The 23559-nt window shown below is 43.6% G+C and carries 14 protein-coding genes; 4 read left to right on the plus strand and 10 right to left on the minus strand.

All coding sequences use genetic code 11. The annotated features are described in order from the left end of the window. Window positions 1–50: 50 nt before the first annotated feature. Complete coding sequence (fruA, locus tag ACVA6Q_RS06185; protein WP_446646892.1) at window positions 51–1784, plus strand: PTS fructose transporter subunit IIBC; 1734 nt, start codon at window positions 51–53, stop codon at window positions 1782–1784. Window positions 1785–1863: 79 nt separating this feature from the next. On the opposite strand, the gene ACVA6Q_RS06190 is transcribed toward fruA, so the two are convergent. From ACVA6Q_RS06190 to ACVA6Q_RS06205, 4 genes are all read right to left on the minus strand, one after another. Next, a complete protein-coding gene (locus tag ACVA6Q_RS06190) occupies window positions 1864–2967 on the minus strand; it encodes a S1 family peptidase (RefSeq protein WP_446646893.1) in 1104 nt (367 codons plus the stop codon). A 179-nt stretch (window positions 2968–3146) separates the two neighbouring features. Next, on the minus strand, window positions 3147–4211 hold the full coding sequence (locus ACVA6Q_RS06195; protein WP_446646894.1) for a S1 family peptidase: 1065 nt from the start codon (window positions 4209–4211) through the stop codon (window positions 3147–3149). A 216-nt stretch (window positions 4212–4427) separates the two neighbouring features. After that, window positions 4428–5561 carry a glycine cleavage system aminomethyltransferase GcvT gene (gene gcvT / locus ACVA6Q_RS06200; RefSeq protein WP_446646895.1) on the minus strand — a complete coding sequence of 378 codons (1134 nt, stop codon included), beginning with the start codon at window positions 5559–5561 and terminating at the stop codon, window positions 4428–4430. Between the two features lie 332 nt (window positions 5562–5893). Further along, window positions 5894–6517 carry a helix-turn-helix domain-containing protein gene (locus ACVA6Q_RS06205; RefSeq protein ID WP_353500185.1) on the minus strand — a complete coding sequence of 208 codons (624 nt, stop codon included), beginning with the start codon at window positions 6515–6517 and terminating at the stop codon, window positions 5894–5896. Window positions 6518–6904: 387 nt separating this feature from the next. Between ACVA6Q_RS06205 and ACVA6Q_RS06210 the strand changes: the two genes are divergently transcribed. The 3 genes from ACVA6Q_RS06210 to gcvP all read left to right on the plus strand — a co-directional run bounded on the left by ACVA6Q_RS06210 (window position 6905) and on the right by gcvP (window position 11733). Continuing rightward, window positions 6905–8212 (plus strand): serine hydroxymethyltransferase, encoded by a 1308-nt coding sequence (locus ACVA6Q_RS06210; protein WP_112462898.1) that lies wholly within the window; start codon window positions 6905–6907, stop codon window positions 8210–8212. Between the two features lie 35 nt (window positions 8213–8247). Next, the gene (gene gcvH / locus ACVA6Q_RS06215) at window positions 8248–8628 is read left to right on the plus strand and encodes a glycine cleavage system protein GcvH (RefSeq protein ID WP_042497316.1); all 381 of its coding nucleotides are present in this window, start codon (window positions 8248–8250) and stop codon (window positions 8626–8628) included. Window positions 8629–8868: 240 nt separating this feature from the next. Then, window positions 8869–11733, plus strand: a complete 2865-nt coding sequence (gene gcvP / locus ACVA6Q_RS06220) for an aminomethyl-transferring glycine dehydrogenase (RefSeq protein WP_446646896.1) — start codon at window positions 8869–8871, stop codon at window positions 11731–11733. A gap of 672 nt (window positions 11734–12405) precedes the next feature. Here the strand turns inward: gcvP and ACVA6Q_RS06225 are convergent. The 6 genes from ACVA6Q_RS06225 to ACVA6Q_RS06250 all read right to left on the minus strand — a co-directional run bounded on the left by ACVA6Q_RS06225 (window position 12406) and on the right by ACVA6Q_RS06250 (window position 23452). Then, on the minus strand, window positions 12406–14628 hold the full coding sequence (locus ACVA6Q_RS06225) for an AAA family ATPase (RefSeq protein ID WP_446646897.1): 2223 nt from the start codon (window positions 14626–14628) through the stop codon (window positions 12406–12408). Window positions 14629–15079: 451 nt separating this feature from the next. Continuing rightward, entirely contained in the window at window positions 15080–18055 is a 2976-nt protein-coding gene (locus ACVA6Q_RS06230; protein WP_446646898.1) for a hypothetical protein, read from the minus strand. Between the two features lie 358 nt (window positions 18056–18413). Beyond that, window positions 18414–20147, minus strand: coding sequence for an ATP-binding protein (locus ACVA6Q_RS06235; protein WP_446646899.1), 1734 nt, complete (start codon window positions 20145–20147; stop codon window positions 18414–18416). Window positions 20148–20151: 4 nt separating this feature from the next. Further along, window positions 20152–21243 (minus strand): SIR2 family protein, encoded by a 1092-nt coding sequence (locus ACVA6Q_RS06240; protein WP_446646900.1) that lies wholly within the window; start codon window positions 21241–21243, stop codon window positions 20152–20154. A 356-nt stretch (window positions 21244–21599) separates the two neighbouring features. Further along, the gene (locus tag ACVA6Q_RS06245) at window positions 21600–22160 is read right to left on the minus strand and encodes a hypothetical protein (protein ID WP_446646901.1); all 561 of its coding nucleotides are present in this window, start codon (window positions 22158–22160) and stop codon (window positions 21600–21602) included. 566 nt (window positions 22161–22726) lie between these two features. Beyond that, window positions 22727–23452 carry a hypothetical protein gene (locus ACVA6Q_RS06250; protein WP_446646902.1) on the minus strand — a complete coding sequence of 242 codons (726 nt, stop codon included), beginning with the start codon at window positions 23450–23452 and terminating at the stop codon, window positions 22727–22729. Window positions 23453–23559 lie beyond the last annotated feature (107 nt).

Raw genomic sequence — 23559 nt, forward strand, 5'->3', positions numbered from 1 at the left:
TAAGTCTTTGACTTAGATTATTGTGGTAAATGGACACGAAGGTCGAACCTATGAAAATTTCAATTATTACCGCTTGCCCTAGTGGCGTAGCAAACAGCATTATCGCGGCAGGTCTTTTAGACCAAGCGGCGAAAGCACTTGGACACGAAGCGAATGTCGAGTGTCATTCTAGTGTGGTGGAAACACAAACTCTAACAGAGGCTCAAATCAACGAATCTGATGTCATTGTTGTGGCCGCTAACGCGCCAGTAGATACTCAGCGCTTTGTGGGCAAAAAAGTCTATCAAGCGAGCATCTCCGACTGCACATCGGATCCAAAAGCATTCCTTGCTGATGCTATCGAAAAAGCGACCGAACTAGAGCAAGGTGTGACTGTTGCAGCGACAGTAGACACGTCAAGCAGCGCGAAAAAAATCGTAGCTATTACAGCCTGCCCTACTGGCGTGGCGCACACCTTCATGGCGGCAGAAGCGCTTGAAGACGAAGCTAAGCGCATGGGTCACACCATTAAAGTGGAGACTCGTGGTTCTGTAGGTGCGAAAAACCAACTGACCGCACAAGAAATTGCCGATGCGGATTTGGTTATTATCGCTGCGGATATTGAAGTTCCACTGGATCGTTTTGACGGCAAACCAATGTACAAAACCAGTACTAGCCTTGCTCTTAAAAAGACCGAACAAGAGATCAATAAAGCGTTTGTTGACGCGTCGCCTTACAAACATACCGCTGGCGCAAGTCAGTCTGGTGCAGCCGAAGAGAAGAAAGGCGTGTATAAGCACCTAATGACCGGTGTATCTCACATGCTTCCTGTAGTTGTTGCTGGTGGCCTTATCATCGCGCTGTCGTTTGTATTCGGTATCGAAGCGTTTAAAGAAGAGGGCACGCTTGCAGCAGCACTTATGACCATTGGTGGTGGCAGTGCATTTGCTCTGATGATCCCAGTACTTGCAGGCTACATTGCGTTCTCAATTGCAGATCGCCCAGGTCTAGCTCCAGGTCTTATTGGCGGCATGCTGGCAAGCTCAACAGGTGCGGGTTTCCTTGGTGGTATTGTGGCGGGTTTCCTAGCAGGTTACTCAGCGAAATTGATTGCCGATAAAGTCAGCCTTCCACAGTCAATGGAAGCGTTGAAACCTATCTTAATCATTCCGTTTGTGGCTAGCTTGTTCACAGGCCTTGTGATGATTTACATCGTTGGCGGTCCAGTATCTGGCATTATGGCGGGTCTGACTGATTTCCTAAACAACATGGGTAGCGCCAATGCGGTTCTACTAGGCGTACTTCTAGGCGCAATGATGTGTTTCGATTTAGGCGGTCCGGTAAACAAAGCTGCTTACACGTTCGGTGTTGGTCTGCTGGCTTCTCAAACATACGCACCTATGGCCGCTATCATGGCCGCGGGTATGGTTCCTGCGCTTGGTATGGGTCTAGCGACATTCCTAGCTAAAGACAAGTTTGAAGCTGGTGAACGTGAAGCAGGCAAAGCGTCATTCGTACTTGGTATGTGCTTTATTTCTGAAGGTGCGATTCCATTTGCAGCGAAAGATCCTGTACGCGTTATCCCTTCATGCATGATTGGTGGTGCGTTAACGGGTGCACTATCTATGCTAATTGGCGCGAAACTAATGGCACCTCACGGCGGTCTGTTCGTTCTGCTTATTCCTGGTGCAATCTCACCAGTACTGATGTACCTAGTAGCGATTGCGGCGGGTACTGCGGTAACAGGCTTTACGTATGCGTTCCTAAAACGCCGCTCGGATAAGAAGACACTAGCTGCGGCTTAAGAGATCTATGATTTTAAACGATGCCACCCCCTAAATAAGGCATTTTGAATAGCGCTGCAATAGCAGCGCTTTTTTTATCTCATGCAAACACTCGTCTGCGCAGCCAACCAAGGCTTATCAGACTCAACGACAGCAGCCAAGACCAAGCGCCACCACCACCTCCGTCACCACCGCCAGAGTTCACTGTTCCACCCTGAAAAATAACGCGGCCGTTCGCTTCTAAATATTCGATGCGATCTTGCTCAGTCACTATCACAGTGGGTACTTGCTGACCACTCAGCACACTATCAATCCAGCCTGCGTAATCCGCAATTTCAGTATATGCCGCGGTCACTGCTGAAGTCGCATCACCGCACTCGGCAGGGCCAAAACTGGTGATTCCGACTTGCTTGAATACGCCATTATCATTCCAGTAGATAGGTCCTCCAGAATCACCTTGGCATGTTCCCGCTTTAAGACCATTAGCAATTGAAGTCGCACCACTAAAACAAATTTGCTTATCTGTTAGGAAGTTACCGTTAGTAAAATTGTTAGCGCAGGTAGCATTGGAGACCCAGAATAGATCTGCACGTTGCAGAATATTGGTACCATTCACTCCGGTTTCCACGTCACCATGCCCTAGCGCAACGAACGCAGCGAGGCGGCTTCTATATTGACTCGACTCTGTGGACGTAGCGCGTGAAACTAAGCTCCCCCCCGACACAGAGCTCTCTAGACGAATAATTGCAATGTCATTGGGGAGCAGTTTGGTAATGTTGTTTTCAAAGTTCGGGTGGAAGAACACTGCTTCAGCACGCTGTTTTTCAGCGTTAAGAAATTGGTTCTCGTTTTCCAGACCGACAACAGCGCTGGTAAAGAACACGGCACCTTCATCATAACTATTAAAACTCGATAAACAGTGTCCCGCAGTCATCACATGGCGGCTATCGAGTAACGTACCCGCACAGTATGCACCCGACGAATAACGTCCGTCATACTCCAACGAATCAATAAAAAGGCTAACGAAAGATGGAAAGTCTAAAATCGATGCATTGGTGCCATTCACAATCATTGGGGCGATATCAACCTTTGGGACTACCTCACCTTCAGGAGTAACATCACTTTCGGCATGCACTAACCCTGCCACCAAACCTAGCGGCAGAACCAATGATGCAAACAACCATCGTTTCACGTTTAGATTCATTCGGAATCTCCTTTTCTGAATAATCTGTGGGAGTTAACGTGATTTAGCTCTCACTTTCAGTATAGAGTGTTACGAACGATCTCGTAGGTTCGATTAGGTATGTCTTAACAATGAGTCAAAGATGATCAAAAACGCCGAGCAAATAGCTCGGCGTCGCAACTGAAGGAGTTTAAATCAATCTAACCATCAGTGAGCTTTCTTCTCGACCAACCAGCATAGGCAAGTAGCGCTGTGAATATCCAAGGGAAGCTCCCACCACCACCGTCGCTTCCAGTTGACTTATTGGAATTTGGTGACACGCGTTCTCCAAAATTTACGCGCTCTTGTTCAGTCGGTGTATAGGTTGGAGTTTCGTGCCCTGCTAGTACACCTACTATCCAGTCGTAATGGTGAGCTACCTCAGTAAAAACCGATGTCACTGGAATGCTTGTATCACCGCATTCTGCTGGACCGAAACTGGTGATACCAATTTGCACCAAACTGCCATTGTTCTCCCAATATACCGGACCTCCCGAATCACCTTGGCAGGTTCCACCATTTAATCCAGTCACGTTACTATAATCGCCAGAAAAACAGATATAGTCATCTCGCACACCACTTAACCCAAAAGCCATACATTGGCTATTGCTGACATAGTTAAGAGGCACCTCAAGTAGTTGCTCAGAATCATCGACATTTGAGCGAGTATCACCATGCCCGACTGCTATAAAGCTTGCTGGCTGGTAACGATACGCTTTTGAGAATCCGTAGCTAACTGGCTCTCCCAATTGTGCCGACTTTTCTAACTTCAAAATAGCAATGTCATTGCGCCAAAGATAATCCTCTCCATCCCTGTAATCTGGATGTAAATATATCTCTGCGATACGCAAGCGCTCGGCACTACCTGCCTCATCAGTATTTTGTAACTTGGTTATCGCGACGGTAAATAATTGATTCCATTGAGCGGAGTTGCTGTCACCATAAAAGCAGTGTGCTGCCGTCAATACATAGTCTTGACTGAGCAACGTGCCACCACAAATCGGCCCCTCAAGCGAGTAATCTGTATAGGCCTCCGGATCCGAAAATAAAGATACAAAAGAGCGATAATCTTCAATATCAGCTACGTTACCGTTCACAATGTATGGTGAAACCGACTTACTATTGTCAGAAGCAAGAACTTGGTCAGCGTTAGCATGGAGTGAAATAAAACTGGTTGATAAAACCGCAACTGCGATTGCACTACGGTTAAAAAAACGTCGAAACACGAAACGCTACTCCTTGTTGTGTGTGTCGTAACGCTGCATGTAAAGCAGCATTCTATATTTAGGTGCAATAGTAACGTCCTTGTTTACCCCGTTTTTTTGCACTTCTCACAGCATGACAAAATTCATACAAAAAAGCACCACTGGGTGACAGTAGTGCTTTGTAGTGACATCAGGTTTAGAAACTAAACCTAGCCGTCAATCTGAGCTGAAGCTCATTTAGCCTCGGTAATAACGCTGTGGCACGAACGGCATTTTTTCGACCGTCATAGCAAGCTTTTTACCGCGTACTTCTGCAAACACTTCTGTACCAATTGCCGCAAACTCAGTCTCAACGTAACCCATAGAGACCGGTTTTCCAGCAGTTGGACCGGCTGTACCACTGGTTACGACACCAATCTCGTTGTCGTCGGCATCAAACAGCTTCGCGCCTTCACGCACTGGCGCTTTAGTTTGACCAATCAGACCAATACGCTTGCGAGCCACATCTTTAGTTTCGATTTGGTTCAGAACGATATCTGCACCAGGGAAGCCACCCGCACGCTCACCTTCATTACGACGTACTTTTTGAATGCCCCAAAGTAAGCTTGCTTCAACAGGGGTTGTCGTTGTGTCTAGGTCGTGCCCGTACAAGCACAGACCACATTCAAGGCGAAGCGAGTCACGAGCACCTAGACCAATCCACTCTACTTCTTCATATTCTGTAAGTGCTTGAGCCAATGCTTCGGCATTTTCAGACGGTACTGAGATTTCGTAACCATCTTCACCAGTGTAACCAGAGCGACTAACAATACATTCAACACCGTTGATATCAAGTTTACGGACATCCATAAACAGCATCTCAGCAACTTCAGGCTGAATACGAGCCAAAACCTCAGCCGCTTTAGGGCCTTGCAGTGCAAGCAGAGCGCGATCTTCTATCACTTCCATCTCGACACCTTCATCAAGGTGCGCTTGAAGGTGTGCAATATCCTGCTCTTTACACGCAGCGTTGACGACAACAAACAGATGATCGCCTAGGTTTGCCACCATAAGATCATCCATGATGCCGCCTTGCTCATTAGTAAAGAACGCATAACGCTGTTTACCCGCTGGCAGGTCAATAATATCTACAGGAACCAATGTTTCGAGAATTTTAGCGGCGTTTGCACCGTGCAGGCGAATTTGCCCCATATGCGACACGTCAAACAATCCCGCTGCATCGCGACAATGAAGGTGCTCCTTCTTTACACCCAACGGGTATTGAACTGGCATATCGTAGCCGGCAAATGGCACCATCTTAGCGCCAACGCTTACGTGCAATGCGTGTAGAGGTGTTTTCAATAGATCTTGGGTTGCTTGTTCTTGAGCCATTGTAATCTCCATTGGGTTGTACCACAGTCTGTGGAACCTGCTCCTGTTATAGGGTAAGTGACGATAACTTAGTCAACTAAAAAACCAAGTTGACTAAAAGCCATGCCAACGGGAAACCATGTTTCCTATAGTGAACAAGGATGCGGGTATTTTTCTCATTTAACAAGATACAAACACCGCAAAATGTGACATTTAACATCTTATTCACAGAATTAAAGTCAATAAAAAAGCGCCATTTCGACGACCTTACCGTCAAAACCGCGCCAGTTCAGAGCATTTTCGCCACAAAGCAAACGTTTGCCTTCATTATACGAAACCTAATCAACTGATGATTATTTCGCCGTGACCCAAAGAATATGGGCGTCTTCTTCACTGGTTGATATGAGCATGTGCCCCATGTTTGCATCGTAGTAAACACTGTCCCCTTCGCTCATTATCATCGGTTCATAGAACTCGGAAAAGAAGGTGACTTGACCCGATAGAATCAGCAAAAACTCTTCGCCATCATGCCTTACCCAATCGCTGTATTCTTCAAAAGCGCGAGCTCTCACTGTGCTTTTGAATGGCATCATCTTTTTGTTCGATAATTGCGTTGCGAGCAGCTCGTGTTCATAGGTTGGCGTAGGATGTGGTTTCCCTTCTCCACGCTTGGTAAAATCACGACGACCTGTAGCAACCTTTTTCTTTGGTGGTTCAAAGAGTTGTGGCATATCGATATGCAGGCCGGACGCCAGTTTTTGCATCGCCTGAAAGGTTGGTGAAATCTGCTCGTTTTCGATTTTGCTCAGTGTCGAGCGCGCAAGCCCTGTTCGCTGGCTCGCTTCTTCAAGCGTGAGTCCCATCTTAGAACGAATGTCCTTGATGCGTTCACCCAGTTTAAGAGGCTCTATATTTTCATCCACTGACTCACGAGCGAGAGTTAAGGACGGATACTCATCATAGATGTCTTCTGACATGCGATCCTTCTTTTTCATGACTTCCTGTTTTGCAAATTCATTGTTGCATGAAGCGACTTCTATATTAAAGACCAAGTATAAAAATAAAGCGTGCTCTCGGTAACATTTTCGGAAACTGTGTTTCCTATAGGAAATTTCTGATTGATTGTTTGAGCCGACAGAGGTATGTTATCGGCTTGTTAGATGAAGAGATGCACTTACGCGCTGGTGAGTCAACGGAAGTCCCCTACTCGACAGCACGTTTACTGAATGATTTTTGTCCTACTTATTGGGACTAATTCGCGCCGCTGTTTTGAACAGTTTGCCTGTTCTTACAGTACTAAGACACGACGCAATCGACACCATGAAAAACACAAACGTCGATTGAACAATGGAAGGTTTACCGCCATGAATGCTCAGTACTCAAAAAGCTATCCAAATCACAGCCTAGAAAACTTCTTCTCAACCAACTTGTCTGCGACAGACGATGCTGTGTTCACAGGAATCCAAGCAGAGTTCGCTCGCCAGAATGACCAAATCGAGCTGATTGCTTCTGAAAACATCGTTTCCAAAGCAGTTATGCAAGCACAAGGCACTTGCCTAACCAATAAATACGCAGAAGGCTATCCTAACCGTCGCTACTACGGTGGTTGTGAGCATGTTGATACTGTAGAAGCTATTGCTATCGAACGTGCAAAGTCTCTTTTTAAGTGCGAATACGCAAACGTTCAACCTCACTCCGGCGCTCAAGCGAATGGCGCAGTAAAACTGGCGCTACTTCAACCTGGCGACACCATCATGGGCATGTCTCTTGATGCAGGTGGTCACCTTACTCACGGCGCTCGCCCTGCGCTTTCTGGTAAATGGTTTAATGCTGTTCAATACGGTGTGGACAAAGAAACCCTAGAGATTAACTACGACGATGTACGTGCTCTAGCTGTTGAACACAAACCGAAAATGATCATCGCTGGCGGTAGTGCAATTCCACGCGTTATCGACTTTGCTAAATTCCGTGAAATCGCGGACGAAGTTGGCGCTATCCTAATGGTCGACATGGCGCACATCGCAGGTCTGATTGCAACAGGCGCGCACCCTAGCCCACTGCCACACGCACATGTTGTCACCACGACAACGCACAAAACTCTGCGCGGCCCTCGTGGTGGCATGATCCTAACCAATCACGAAGACATCATTAAGAAAATCAACTCAGCGGTATTCCCTGGCCTTCAAGGCGGTCCGCTGATGCACGTGATTGCAGCCAAAGCTGTCGCGTTCGGCGAGGCTCTTGGCCCACAATTCTCAACTTATATCGATTCAGTGATCGCGAACGCAAAAGTACTTTCTGAAGTATTGCAAACTCGCGGTTGCGACATCGTGACTGGCGGCACTGATACTCACCTTATGCTGGTTGACCTACGTCCAAAAGGACTTAAAGGCAATAAAGCTGAAGAAGCCTTAGAGCGTGCTGGTATCACATGTAACAAAAACGGCATCCCGTTCGACACAGAAAAACCTATGATTACATCTGGTATTCGTTTAGGGACGCCAGCTGGAACCACCCGTGGTTTTGGCACCGAAGAATTTAAACTCATTGGTGAGTGGATTGGTGACGTGTTAGACGGCCTCGTAGAAAGCCCAGAAGGTAATCCAGAGGTCGAGAAACGCGTACGTAAAGAAGTGAAGGCGCTGTGCGCTCGCTTCCCACTCTACACTTAAAGAACAAAACATCCTTAATTTTTGGAGATATAGCAATGGACAACACTTTGAAGTTTTCTGACAGCCACGAATGGGTACGCGACAACGGCGACGGTACTGTGACTATCGGTATTTCAGAGCACGCTCAAGAAATGCTAGGTGACGTAGTGTTCGTTGACCTACCAGAAGTAGAAGACGAAATCGAAGCAGGCGAAAGCTTTTCTCTCGTTGAGTCTGTAAAAGCAGCGTCTGACATCTACGCACCAATCACTGGTGAAATCGTTGAAATCAACGAAGAGCTAGAAGACAGCCCAGAGCTTATCAACGAAGAGTCATACGAAGGTGGCTGGATTGTTAAGGTAAAAATGTCTGATGCTTCTGAGCTAGACAACCTTAAGAGCGCTGAAGAATACCTAGCGTCTATCGAAGACGAATAAGCAAAACGTAACCGTTGCCCGAATGTACCGAATAAGCGAGTCATCAACAAAAACGTCGTCATTTTAGCATTGCTAAGCATGTCGTCATCCCTGCGCAGGCAGGGATCTTGTTTAAGTTGGGTACTCGCTTTTAGTAGATTCCTGCCTGCGCAGGAATGACGTACAAAGTGGAAACACGTAAAAAATTCGGGCTACGATTTTAAAGGTCTCGCAGAAGATCTTTGAGAAGGTAAGGGAACCATGACTGAATTACTCAACAGCCTAAGCACACAAAATGAATTTGTTGCTCGCCACAATGGGCCAAACAAATCTGACCAACAGAAAATGCTGGACGCGATTAACGTTCTAAACCTAGACACGCTTATCGACGAGACTGTCCCAGCACAAATCCGCCTAGAACAACCAATGACGCTAGACGCTCCAATGAGCGAAGCGGACATGCTGGTAGAAATGAAAAAATTCGCGGATTTGAACCAAGTAAAACGCACATTCATCGGTCAGGGTTACTACAACACCTTCACACCAAATGTGATTCTGCGCAACGTACTAGAGAATCCAGGTTGGTACACGGCGTACACGCCATATCAGCCAGAGATTTCACAGGGTCGTCTTGAGTCATTGCTGAACTATCAGCAAATGGTCATGGATCTAACAGGCATGGAAATTGCGAACGCATCTTTGCTTGACGAAGCGACCGCAGCAGCAGAAGCGATGACGCTGTGTAAGCGCGCTGGTAAGAGCAAGAGCAAAGTGTTCTTCGTGGCAGACGACGTCCATCCACAAACACTAGAGGTGGTGAAAACTCGTGCTGAATTCATCGGCTTTGAAGTACAAGTAGGTTCTTTAGAATCTCTACCAGAGCAAGACGTATTTGGCGCGCTCGTTCAATACCCTGGCACAACAGGTGAAGTTCGTGACCTAACGGACATCATCGCTGCCGCGCAAGCAAACAAGACGCTAGTCACTGTAGCAACTGACCTACTTGCTTCTGCACTACTTAAGCCAGCGGGTGAAATGGGTGCAGACGTGGTTATCGGCTCAGCTCAACGCTTTGGCGTTCCTATGGGCTACGGCGGTCCACACGCTGCGTTCATGGCAACCAAAGATAAGCACAAACGTACCATGCCTGGTCGTGTAATCGGTGTGTCTATCGATACTAACGGCAACCAAGCTCTACGTATGGCAATGCAAACTCGTGAGCAACATATCCGCCGCGAGAAAGCGACATCGAACATTTGTACTGCGCAAGCACTGCTAGCTAACATGGCGGCGTTCTACGCGGTTTACCACGGTGAAGAAGGTCTAAAGACTATCGCTCGCCGTACGCACCACATGACGGCAATCCTAGCGGCTGGTCTAACTAAAGCTGGCTATGAATTGGCGCACAACAGCTTCTTCGATACCATCACGGTTAACACCGGTGAGAATACAGACAAGCTGGTTCAAAAAGCACTGGCGTCTGACGTCAACCTTCGTCAGCTTGAAGGTCAAATTGGTATCAGCTTCGATGAAACCACCACTATCGAAGACATCAATGCTCTATTTGCTGTATTTGAAGTAAAAGAAAACGTTGAAGCACTATCTACAGAGATTGCTGGCAACGAGTTTGCAGCGATTCCTGAAAACTGCCGTCGTACCTCTCGCTACCTAACCCACCCTGTGTTTAACACTCACCACAGTGAAACACAGATGATGCGTTACCTAAAACAGCTAGAGAACAAAGACTTCTCACTAACACACGGTATGATCCCACTTGGCAGCTGCACCATGAAGCTAAACGCAGCCGCAGAAATGATCCCTGTTACGTGGCCAGAGTTTGGCTCTATCCACCCATTCGCACCACTTGAGCAAGCTGCGGGCTACACTGCCCTAGCTGATGACCTTAAGAAGAAGCTATGCGAAATTACGGGCTACGATGAGTTCTCACTTCAGCCTAACTCAGGTGCATCCGGTGAGTACGCAGGTCTGATCGCAATCCAGCGCTACCACGAGAGCCGTGGCGAAGGCCACCGCAATGTGTGTCTGATCCCAAGCTCCGCGCACGGTACTAACCCTGCAACAGCATCTATGGTGTCAATGAAGGTTGTGGTTGTTAAATGTGACGACAACGGCAACATCGATACTGATGACCTAGCAGCGAAGATCGAGAAGCATCGTGACAACCTATCAAGCATCATGATCACCTACCCTTCTACGCACGGCGTATACGAAGAGCACGTGAAAGAAGTGTGTGAAATGGTTCATGAAGCTGGCGGTCAGGTTTATCTAGATGGTGCAAACATGAACGCTCAGGTTGGTCTAACAAACCCAGGTTTCATCGGTTCAGACGTATCACACCTAAACCTACACAAAACCTTCTGTATCCCGCACGGTGGTGGCGGTCCAGGTATGGGTCCTATCGGTGTTAAATCACATCTAGCACCATTCCTACCAGGTCACATCGAAAACGGTGTTGAAGGCGAAGACTACGCAGTGTCTGCAGCCGATCTTGGCAGCGCTTCAATTCTACCAATCTCGTGGGCATACATCGCGATGATGGGTGAAACTGGTCTAACGGATGCAACGAAAGTCGCTATCTTAAATGCGAACTACGTGATGGAGCGTCTACTTCCACACTATCCTGTTCTTTACCGTGGCACCAACGGCCGCGTAGCACACGAATGTATTATCGACATTCGTCCGCTGAAAGAAGAAACAGGCATCAGCGAAGAAGACATCGCTAAGCGTCTAATGGACTACGGCTTCCACGCGCCAACTATGTCGTTCCCTGTTGCGGGCACACTCATGGTTGAGCCTACCGAGTCAGAAGATCTTGAAGAGCTAGACCGTTTCTGCGAAGCGATGATCGCTATCCGCGAAGAAATGACACAAGTGAAAGACGGCGTATGGCCACTAGACAACAACCCACTAGTGAACGCACCACACACCCAAGTTGACCTTTCAAAAGATGAATGGGATCGCCCATACTCTCGCGAGCTAGGCTGCTTCCCATCTGCTCACCAGAGAACTTGGAAGTACTGGCCAACGGTTAACCGTGTGGACAACGTTTACGGTGACCGAAATCTGATTTGTTCTTGTCCTTCGATTGAGAACTATGAAGATTAATGGAGTTGTGTGTCAGAGCATTTAAATTTTAGACAAAGTATCTTAAAAGTAGACAAACTGCCCTCTTTGGATAAGCTCTAAGCTGGGTGGATTTAAAAAATAGACAAACTTCGGTTTGTCTATTTTTTTGGTGGAGCGATGATTTCCAGTTGTCGATTTTATGGGGTCTGTGACTCCCCTTTGTCTAAATTTCATGTCTAAAGCAAGGTATCAACCTTGCCTTTATATTTAACTTATACTAGCCGTCAGCAAGTACCTCAGCTTGCTCTAAAACTAGCTTAATCGCCTCTTCAGCTGAGGATGACTAATTAAGTTGGTTAATTCCTAATAATTCAAAAGCGAACCCTTACAAGGTTCGCTTTTTGCTTTGTGAACAATCTGGCGTTAATTAAATTAGAGGCTCATTAAGTCGAAAATGGACAAAAGCTTGTTAGCGTTACTGGTCCATTTAGGCTGGGCAGCATTAGTTAAATTAGGGACAACACCTCATAGTTTGCTGAAATATGTAACTATTGAGTGTCTAGGGGGTACCAATTGCCGTAATATTTGGATATCGCGCATCGCCATTTTGCTCTGAGTTGATTTTTGTTAGGCAATAATCGTTTGTTCAGAGGAGGAGATGCGCGTTTATCTCATTGTTGACAAGAAGACAAATGAGGTGATTCGCTAGAGTTAGGCATAATAAGCGTCATAGTGTGGCTTGTCATTAGTTTCTATAGCATTCGTAATTATGTCCCATGCGTTAGTTAACTGCGGCTGCACTGCTTCAGGAAACTGAACACCTAGCTCCATTGATTTAGCATGACATTTTTCATTCATGTATTCATACAGCGTATTGGCTTTAATTTCCGCGTCTTCAATATCTTTCAATAAATTAGGTGCTATTTGGTCTTTGCCATTTCCCCTGAACTCAGTCAGATTGAAACGGAACGAAAAGTAGACTTCCAGTATCTTCCTAATGTAAGACTGCACTGCAACAGAATCACAATTCTGTGGTCGCTCTACTGCTTCTTTAACCTTGCTGATTAGGTATGCATATTCAGACCTATGGTCTTTAAGTAACTTAGGCAAAGGGTCAATTTTGGACTGATCACCTGTACGATTAACTAAGAAGAACTGTGCTCGCTTTGCCGTACCAGTCTTAGTCCTACTGAAATAAAACAACCACGTTTTAACCAAGTTGAAGAACTCAAAGTTATGCGTAGAAATGAAAAGCTGTTCTACGTGCTCATGACCTAGCTTACTTTTGATAATACCAAGAACGTTGTAGATGTGGTTTGAATCAAGACTACAGATCGGGTCATCCAAATACACTATAGGTTTAGTGCCATTTAAGGATTCATCTTCTAGCTGTGTAATGAAGTACGCAAATGCTATCGCAGTACGCTCACCGTCAGATAGATGCTTTGCCTCTCGATCTTCACGCATGAACTTGTACGTGCCGTCTACAGGCTTAATTTCTATATCTGTTTTTCCGAAATACTGTCTCAAGTTATCGTTTAGACTTTGTGCCCCCTGTTTAGTGTTGTTTAGTTCGGCTTGAATTACGGTTTTACGTTCTTCTTTAACGTTGATAACTTCTTGTGCTTCATTAGCTTCTACTTTTAATGCGTCAATTTCCTTTTGTGCTTGTGGGTGGTCGAATTCGACAACCTCCTTGTACACGTAATGACGTTTAATGGCTTCAATTGCTTGTCTCTGCTCATTAGAATGATTAGAAGCTCTTTGGTTATGTTTTTCGATAATATCGTTGAAACGATCTCTCAGCACAATTGCATTCGTAACTGGAACTGGATAATTCGGGCGCAAGAATTTAATAGAATCAGCCATTTGACCTTTTTTAGTATTCAGTAGTTGAATCAACGCTGTTTTGGTTACATTGAATGACTGTTCGATTGGTTCAACATCTGGTCTAAGTCGATCAAATTCAGACTGCAAGTCGCTATATAATTGACTTGTTTGTGGGATTGTTGACATGAACTGCATTGAATTCACTGCACTAATGGCGTTATCAATTCTTTGACTTAACCCCTTGTAGGCTTCGTTAAAATATGAATTTAGCTGTTCTAATCGGGTTGCTGGGATATGGTTATTGCAGAACTTACAAGTCCCACCTGCATCATGTTTCTCTAAACCACTTTCCACCCAGTCCCTTAAGCCTTTATCAGCGTCAAGTTCAGCTATGGTTGTTTGGGTAACTGAACTAGCCATAATGCTTTGAATTTCATCGTAAAGGCTAGTCATACTTGGCACTTTCAATACAGCTTTAGGCACTGTCGTAGCCGCACTCGCTTTTGCGGTATCAATACATACACTCAACTGGGTTGGTGACAGATTATGTGATGCGTCTGCACCTTGCAGCATCGGCTTTACACCAGATGCATTGAATGTAGAACGCCCTAATACGTTTAGCTCCGTAACACTTCGTCCTACAGCAGTTAACCGTTGACCTTTTTCTCTATTTCTTCTTTCAGCTTCATCTTGTTTTTGAACTTTGATCGCTTCATTTCCAACAATGGCAGTTTCTATATCATGAAGCTCAGTTTCTAGTTCAATGTTACGCTCACCTACGATCAAAACAGGACTTACGCTTGATTCATCGAAGTTAACGTTTTTAGCTATATAATCTGAATTAAAAACACGTAGGTTTTCTACTTTCTGTAAATTGTTACTTTTGATAGACCCAGCTTCGTGACGATCAATCTCAAAAGATGCCCCAGTAAAACCTTCAGGCATCTCACCTAGCTGCATTGCTCGGAAAATACGTGATAGCGTAGTCTTTCCAGAATAGTTAAAGCCATAAAGCAGATTAAATTGATAAAAAGGCTGACCTTCGTTGGTTTTGGCATCCCTGAAGATACCGAAGTTTTTTATAGATTTTACGTTCTTAAACATGCACATACCCCGAATAGGTGACTCGGTCATTCTACTATGTATGCTCTATGATGGGATGTGACTACTATCAACTTAGTTGCTTAATTTAAGAGCATTGGAAGTTTAGCTAGTTTGAGATTGTTCCAAAATGTCGTACAGCCTGAGATTGGCAGACACATTTAGATTGAAAAATAAAGCAAGCTGTACTTTCTTGAGTAAATCTACTTAGCTGACCTAAAACAGTTCGGGGCAAAAACGAGCCAGACCCTCAATCAGCAAGGTTCTGGACAATTCCAATTTAGCTCTATTAAGAAGTTAGACGAATTCGCATGAGTTCAAGTATAGAAAACTCGTAAACTCAATGTTTATAACTTCTGGTATGGTTCAGTTTATTCACCCATAAGGATATCGGTTCCAAACAGTTGTGGGGACGTTGCTGCTAAAAACAATTCAGATTCTTGCTGCTCCGTCATCACGAACTCAATATTATCTTAAACTTACCCCATGATCTGCCATATAGCTCTATGCCAAGTTGTTCTACACGTTCATAAACTCCCGAGTTTCTGGGCAACTTACTGTGCTCGCTCGCCAAGAAGTTAATGAACGGGGCTACCTCTCCATGAACAAACAGATCTGCATCATTGGCTAGATAGGCGTAGTGAAAAGCTTTCTCAAACCATGCCAGTTTCGACTCTTCTGTAGGAGTATCGCTATGCATGGATAAGATTTGATGTTCTAATCGACATATGATTATAAGAACATCAACAGTGTGGCGATGTTCTTCAATAATTCGAGATAGATAAGCGTGTAGTGTTTTAGCTATACCAGATATGATTTCGGTGGGCAGTTCACCTATGCTCTCCTCGATTAGTATAGGTTTATGTTCATAATCCTCGTATTTACGCATAAATTGGATGATGCTTTGCTCGCGTCTTTCTTTACCAAATTCAAGATTGTCTATAACGCCTATCATAGCGTTGGTGGCTCCGATTAAAATCTCTGGGGTCGTAGCCAGCTCGTCGCGAAATAGCTCTTCTATTCGTTCCAACACATTCGATGAGAAACCAACAGCCAGATCGTAACCATACATCGCCGCCACTAAATGAACTTCATCCTCTATGTTTACTAGCAAAGCGAGATTATCTGTAGATAAGCTTTGGAATTGGCTTACATCATCCTTACGCAAAATTCCCAAATGATAACTGTCTGCGATAAAATCGGCGACAGAGCAATAAGCATTATAGTTTTGGCTAACTGGTATTTCTTTCCCGTAAAATTGCCAAGATTTTTGAGTCCAAGCCAAAATACTAATTTGAAGCGAGCAGTTCGCTAGATTCCGCAAGTGCTGAATACTGTGCGGGCTGTCATTGAAAACGCCGCTATCAATAATCTCAATCAAGTAATGAATTTCTTCATCTAACCAAAGGTGGACCCCCTGCCACTGTTCTAAGTTATCAGTTACTAAACTCGATAAATGGATATAACGACACGTACATAGCAAATATCTAAATAGCATGTCGCTTGTTATCATTTCGCCACGACTATCAAACACGTGTTTTTGCACTGTTAGATATGATTTTAGTCGCTGGAGCTCATCAAACGTGTACCCTAGCTGCCTAGTTGATTGAACATCAAGATAAGTTTGGTCGAGATAACACTTCAATTCTAGCTCATGTTCAGGATAGGTTTCAGGCAAGTCAAACGACGTTAGTCTAAATGGGGTAAAACTCTTGAGCCCTCGCATGGTACGAAGCTGTTCTTCCACATTTTGATTACTGTTAATATACAAAGGGAAGTATGACTTTATTTGATATATGGATTGGCTCATCTCGGCCGAAAGCGAATCTAGGTATTCATGGGCACTTTGTGAGGCTCGCTCCCTGAATATACTGTCCGCCTGTGAGTAGTAGACTAATGCCTCCTTAAATCGCCCCATATTAACTAATAAATTGCATGCATTGAGAGATAGTTTTAGCTGTTCTTCTATAGACATGTAAGGTAGAACAGCATGAATGAGGTTAAACTTTGAGCTGGCGTCGATATTTATGGTATTTATCTCACGTGCTTGCTCAGTATAGTATTCAATAATAGAGCTTCGGATATTGGGGTTTTCCAGCCGTTTATTAGCTATTTCCCAGTAGCCGCGTTGAGGGAATTCATACAAGGACTCACGATCATACGTTAAGAAATAGCCGGGTTTGACCGCTCGTTTTAAAAGACTTAAGCAGTCTATTGCTTCAGCATCTAACATCTTAGTAGTAGCATAATTTTCTAGTAGTACTGAGCTAAACTTTGGCCCTTGGAAACTGCCTGCAACCAACATGCTCTTTACATCTGGATGTAATTTACTGAACCGCTCTTTAATTAGCCTTTCTATGTTGAACCTCTCTGACAGCAATATTTCATCTGCACCTGGAAAGAAATCATTGCTAGGGTTCTCATCAATAAAAAACTCCTCGGGGTTTTCTTTTAGTAAATAGCAGATCTCGTAGAGATATTGTAGGTTTCCATCCGAGCGTGTGGCTATAGCTGTTCTATGATGTTTCGAAAGGCCTGGTAATGTATTTTGTAGAATAGCATCCACACTATCGCCATTGACGGTTGACAGTTCAATTTCGCGAAATTCACCAGAGAAGCCTGAAATAGACTCAGCTAATGGATGTGAGGACCACTCTCTCGCCCAGCAAGTCGTGATAATGAGCAGTTTCTGGTTTGCAATATCTTTGAGAGCTTCGATAAATGCAAGCGTTTCTGAGTCTATGAACTGAATGTCATCAATCACTAACACTAAGGGCACTTGCTTTTTTCTTATCGTGCGAAATGCTTTCAATACACTTTCGGATAACTCTAGTCGTTGTTGTTCATAGGCCGCGCGGGAGTTTGTGCTATAGGTATTCTTAGAAAGTGTGTCTAAATTTTCACATAGTTCATACAGCATGATGCCAACATCAATGACTCCACCGGTAGCCATACTAATAGCTTTTTTTCCTAGATCTATAGCTACGTTTTTATAATTATCTTGGCGTGCTGAGATGCTTTTCAAGATAGCTAGGTGCGGAAGTAATTGTGGAAGGTAGTCGTAGATGGCACTCGAGCTATTTGAACTGTTCCTACGACCTTTTTCAGAGCAACGCATCCCCCACCAAAGGCTAGGTAGCTCATCCAACGAAGAAATCGTGTCATTACTAAATTGAGATATGTCAGGGTTTAGCTTTAGGTCATGATTATCCAAGGAAAGCTTATCAGGCCAATATCCTTTTATTGTACTACCTGAAGATATTTGATTGGTCGTCTGTGTGAAGTAATGGTAAAATTCGTATGCCAATCGAGTCTTACCAATGCCTGACTCCGCGTATATTGAAACCCACTGAGCTTGCCCTTGTAATGCTTTATCCCAAGCAGACTTTAAAATATTTAGCTCTTGCTCTCTTCCTGTAAACTCAAACATTAGTCCTGTCGCACCTATTGAAATTCATAGATTTAAGGTTCTAACAATGTATCAAAACCGATCAATACGTACAGTGATAGCCGACTAAGTTCAATAAGTTAGATGATTATATTTCTAGAATAGGTCAAATTCCGTATAAAAGGCGAGTACGCATTACTGCCTGTTGAACAATTGGGTTGCGAAGAAGAACATTACCCTGTCTTATCTTAAAACGAGTAGGTTCTAAAAAGGTTTGGGGCACTTTCGAGCTAGAAAGTGCCACGGGTAAAAATTCAACCTGAGAAGCTCTTGGAAAAAAAAGAGCTAGTGTTATCACTCTAGCTCTAGTAGGTGTTATCAAATTAAGTAGGTCAAACGACTATGAGCGACTCTGCTTACGTAAATTTTCGACAATTGCCATAAAATCTAAATTAGGTGTTTTTTCTGACCACCTTTCCCAAAACTTTATGGTCTCGCTTAACGGTTTCTCTGTTGGCGGCGTTATTTTAATTCTACTAGGTAGCAGTACCGAATCTCCTACGACTAGAGCTTCACCAACATCCATAATAGGTAGAATATCCAACAAACTATCAAGGCTATCGGGAAGTAACTTTTTCACTGTAGATTGATCTTCTGCATTCGTAAGGCGTAGTGAAATAACATTATTACATTGGCTCAAAATAGTGGTGCTGACATCTGAAGGTCTCTGACTCACAATAAAGAGAGCCACACCATATTTACGTCCTTCCTTCGCTATTTTTTCAAACGACTCGATTGCTCTTTTTTCAATTGGGTTCTTACCATCTTTTTTCGGCAAATATAAATGTGCTTCATCGCATACCATCGCTATCGGATGTCTATTCTCATGATTTGTCCAAAACTGAATTTGGTAGATGAGTCTACCCACTAATCCAACCATAACAGGAAGAATGTCTGAGGGTACTTCAGAAAAATCAATTACCTTTATTTGTTCTTTTTCGTTTTCAAAGTTCATTAGTTTGGAAACCAACTTACCTAAAGCATCATAACCACTTTCAGAGGGTGGTGCTTGGAAGAGGAAGCCGTATCTACGGTCATCTAACTTGCCTTGAATTCTCGCCAATAATCTATCAAATGTGCCATTGAAAGGGCCTTTCTTCTCAGATCTAGAGCCTTGAACCATCTCTTCATTTAAGTACTTAAGAGCTTTGACAACACCTTTAATTTCGTAAGGGATGGGGCTATCCAAAGTAAACGCTTCTAGGACATCTTTCTTATTTAGACTTTTCAAGGTTTCTGTTTTGGCATCAAGAACAGCCTCTTGAAACTTAGATACCTGATTTTGGGCACTAAAGCTAGAGCTATCTATAAATAGTGACTGCATCTCTTCTGTATTTAATAACCAATAAGGTAAATATAGAAGTTCGTCATTGCTAGTGCCCAGTTCTTCAGGGCCAGGTATTCTAAGTTGTTTCGCGTAGGTCAAGCTCTTATATTCACCATGCAGGTCAAAAACAATTAGGTTTGATGAAGGTAGCTTTGCCGCACGTTCAAGAATCGACGCAACAGTCCAAGACTTACCTGAACCAGTGCTGCCCACTAATGCAGCATGGCGCTGGAAGAATTTATTACCATCCAAATATGCCTGAGCATTTTCATCGATCACATAAGTACCTAAATCTAAGCTATGAGCTGTATTGGAAGCTGATACCAGAATATTCATAAACGCTTCTAGTTCATTACCCACCAAAACAAAAGCCTTTGCGTCAATGTCAGGAACTTGCATTAAAGAACGAGTAAAAACTGACGCATCTTCAAGTGCGTTCCATTTCACTGAGCCTACCAAGGATACTTTTACTGTGTTGATCACATCCTCTATGGCTCCTTCAAGCTCTAACTCTTCATTACTATCAACTAACTCTGTACTAGCTATAGATACTGATTTTGTTACTTTTTCAACAATAGCTACCAACCATGTTTCTACACCAGAGAATACTTCAAGGCAAACGAGTTGACCGACTTTCGCCTTTCTTAGGTCTTCATCAGACTTGACATGGATAGAGACCTTTCGTGTATCAACATCCCTAACCGTCCCAATAAGAGATGTATTTGAGTCAAAGTTAAAAATAGCCATATTACTAACGTCCCATTATTTCATTCGCAAAGTGGTCAAAGCGCCACAACTCTTTATCTTCGAGGTATAGCCATTCATCAAACTGGTTGTTATAGATTCGAGTAGAGTCATCCTGTTCTGATTTGCAAACTAACCAAGTATTCTTGGCCCCAAGAAGCAATTCTTCTATTCTTGGATTAGAGTCACGGGTAATAATTAACCCGTCTGATTGCTCTTTTGTCAGCTTATCTGTTATCGCATTATTGACAAGCTGAGTATCGTTAAACCCAAAACCTAAGAATAGAAACCGTTTATGAGCACGAACTGCATCATCGTATTCACCAAGCAAAACGTCTCGGTAGTCATGAAGCTTTTCATGCTTAGATGTACCAGGTGTAATTAGTAATCTTTCATAACCGTTAGGTGGTTGTTGCCAAAGGTCGCACTCAACAACTTCTCTGTCTTTACAAAAAACGTTCAATGAGCCATGTACCTTGTACAATTTCACATGATTTAGATGACGTGTGACAGACTGTTTTTTTCTACCTACTTGTGCCGACTCTGGATAAGTCATTTGACGCTGAGATTGCTTCCAATTTAGCGACTTTATTGCACCACCCCAAAATCCTGTTGTGTAAGGGACTCTACAAGTGGACATGGCAATTTCTGCTAAAAGGTCATAATTCGGCGTGGCCATATGGAGGACAGGATTGCTCTGTGGGAGTTTTTTGACTAGGCGGGATATGATGTGATTCGCTGTCCAGTTACAGGGATCTGATAGTATTTTCTCTACATTATTATTCTGTACTGAGGCAACAATCGTAGCAGTCTCATTTACCACGCAATTCAGCAGAATTGGATCCGAAATATTATTCATTGCAGCTTCAAAATCAGAGCTACCTTCAAGTAACGTTAGGACTCTATCCCACTCTCCAAGCTGTTGCGAATTTAAATCATACTTAGGAATAACATTTCTTAAGTGCTGTTCAAGAGCTGGCATACCAAAGCCAAGGTCTACCGCGCATGATGTCCCAGTAGCAAACATAATGAATGGAATTTCATCGAAGAACTTCTGTAGTGCCTGATAAGCGATTTCTTGGGTGAGCTTTTGTTTCACTTAGTTTTGAACTCGACATAGAATCATTTATGCAATAAGTATCACTTACAACTTAAAATTTCCATGGTATTCATCATGCTATCGATAAATTAAGCCTTTCAATTAAGTTACTTCTGACGTTTACGATAGCATTAGCTTTGTTTATGGGAACCCAAGCCTATTAATTTGAAGTGAGGTTATAGCCGTAACACACAATGGGGCAGAGGTGAGTCAGCATTATTAGCTGCGCATGTACCGTTAGGATATTGAAGTTGTTACTTAGAGAATGCCAGAAAATGTAGAATGGGCGAACCTGTCAGAAGCGCCCATGAAACGGCTATAGTGCCAGAGTTGAATAAAGTAGCCTAAGTGGCAACTTAGTTCCCAGAATTACTGTCAGACTTGATCTCTGGTAGATAACCTGGACAAAGTGTATTCAACGAAGCGATGATACCAGCGCAATCAGCCTTCTCTGGAGCTTTGACGACCTCATTATAGGCTGAATCCACCAAACCTGAAACGGGATCTAGATAATAAGCCTTTGATACTTCAACGACCATTTTTAGAGGGTTGGTTGCAACCTCGCTAAAGCATTTTTTGAACCCTGCGTCGTGTAAGGTTCTAAAGTTATTTTCATCATCTTCCGATAGTTTAGCCAAACACTCGTCAGCGGTGTCGTCCATAGTCGCTAGCTTACCAACATTTACGAACTTGGTTCGCTGAACTTGATCGTCAAATGTGTTGCTATGTGTAAATGTACCGATAACACCAATAACTCCGACGACCGGAGCATAATAGACAAAGCTATCCCAAAAATCCTTGTCGCAAAAAATAAGCTTGAACATAAGCTTCGCAGTTATGGTCATTGCAACTGTAAACATATACTGCTCGGTGAAAAGAAATCGGATAGCCATACCTACCGCTAGTACCGTTAACACAATTCCACATATGGCTCTTAAATCATTTCCTGAGAATCTGAACTTCAAAATAACCTCTTGATCATTAGAATAAAAACACCTAGCAACACTGCTAAGAGCTACTGATCAAAAGAGTAAGAATTTTAGAGACTACATTGCAAATTTATTTTTAACTATTTTCCGTGATGTTGTTTTGGCATTCGGATTGTTTTGAGCTTATCTTTAGGCATTACGCGTAACGTTTAAACTAGATATCTTGTACCAATAGTCAGTTTAGCATTTCTCTCAAATTCAAAATGAGTGGTGCTCTCGCACTAAAATATATTATGAGCTTTGCAAAGAACCGAAACACACTTTGGGGCAAAAACGAGTTCATCACGCACTTTGCGCCACGCAGTCTGCGTGATGGATCGCAAACCGGTTTAGGGCATTTTCGATTTGTACGCTGAAGCAAAGCACTACTGACTACTACTGAATTAAATTCGCAGACCACTCAAATTTATCAAATGTTGATAGCAGTTGGCCATGTGAACTTGAAACTGTGATTGTGCTTTTACAACACTAAAAATTAGAAAAATTTGGGCTCATTAGCGTTGAAAGTCTTGCAGCAAAATCGCTCGAAACTCCGAACTATGTGAGTTAAGTAGAGCTAGCGTCCGTTTGTATCTCTTCCGATATTTATCCGGCGACTCAGTGATTGATTCATCAAGCTCAGACATTTCTACAAAGCTAAAACCAGCAAACCGTAGCCAAAAGCAGTCAATTTTATCTTGATTCAGCCCTACGGTGTGCTTAAAGAATGCATCTAAGTCAGCTAGCGTCTCTGGTTGTAAGCTGTCCAAACTCAAACTAGACGTCATTAGAGAGTCTAACCATTGATCTAAAGTCTGATCACTATTTGGTTCAAATATTCTGGCTGCTGCTCCGGCTTTTTTCGCTTTATGGGTTTCCCCTCTGTTGGGGTCGCCTTTTCTACGGCCATGCGTCCAGTAGTTTTGCTTTTTGCGGCAAAATGATTTGGTCGCTTCAAGCACGTATCTTTCCACATAACTCTTATCTTTCTCAAACTCGGAAAGCTTTCGTGCGCCCTCTACAAGGTTAAAGTGACCGCTAGGGTTTAAGAGTTGCTGCTGCAATATTCGTTCAATATCAGCAATGCAACTTGACGTTATGTAATCGATATCGCTTGCCTCTGCAAACTTGTTTAGTTTGCGATATACACGAGCTCGGATTTGTTTGCGCTTGATGAGCGTAACTCGATTAAATTCTTCAAAGAACTCTACTACCAGATCGCTTTTTCTGCCATCAGTCATCTCTTCTCCAAAAATAATTACCAATCTTTGTCCGGTTTACTTCAAAAAATCACCCCTTATATTTCACAAGAAGTGAATTCAAATCAAGACATTATCAATTCCCCAAG

This window comes from Vibrio sp. DNB22_10_4, assembly GCF_052879755.1.

What these genes read in the sequence shown, in the direction of transcription:
- fruA (WP_446646892.1), top strand. Translation starts at nt 51, where the DNA reads ATGAAAATTTCAATTATTACCGCTTGCCCTAGTGGCGTAGCAAACAGC.
- ACVA6Q_RS06190 (WP_446646893.1), bottom strand. Translation starts at nt 2,967, where the DNA reads ATGAATCTAAACGTGAAACGATGGTTGTTTGCATCATTGGTTCTGCCG.
- gcvT (WP_446646895.1), bottom strand. Translation starts at nt 5,561, where the DNA reads ATGGCTCAAGAACAAGCAACCCAAGATCTATTGAAAACACCTCTACAC.
- ACVA6Q_RS06205 (WP_353500185.1), bottom strand. Translation starts at nt 6,517, where the DNA reads ATGTCAGAAGACATCTATGATGAGTATCCGTCCTTAACTCTCGCTCGT.
- ACVA6Q_RS06210 (WP_112462898.1), top strand. Translation starts at nt 6,905, where the DNA reads ATGAATGCTCAGTACTCAAAAAGCTATCCAAATCACAGCCTAGAAAAC.
- gcvH (WP_042497316.1), top strand. Translation starts at nt 8,248, where the DNA reads ATGGACAACACTTTGAAGTTTTCTGACAGCCACGAATGGGTACGCGAC.
- gcvP (WP_446646896.1), top strand. Translation starts at nt 8,869, where the DNA reads ATGACTGAATTACTCAACAGCCTAAGCACACAAAATGAATTTGTTGCT.
- ACVA6Q_RS06225 (WP_446646897.1), bottom strand. Translation starts at nt 14,628, where the DNA reads ATGTTTAAGAACGTAAAATCTATAAAAAACTTCGGTATCTTCAGGGAT.
- ACVA6Q_RS06230 (WP_446646898.1), bottom strand. Translation starts at nt 18,055, where the DNA reads ATGTTTGAGTTTACAGGAAGAGAGCAAGAGCTAAATATTTTAAAGTCT.
- ACVA6Q_RS06235 (WP_446646899.1), bottom strand. Translation starts at nt 20,147, where the DNA reads ATGGCTATTTTTAACTTTGACTCAAATACATCTCTTATTGGGACGGTT.
- ACVA6Q_RS06250 (WP_446646902.1), bottom strand. Translation starts at nt 23,452, where the DNA reads ATGACTGATGGCAGAAAAAGCGATCTGGTAGTAGAGTTCTTTGAAGAA.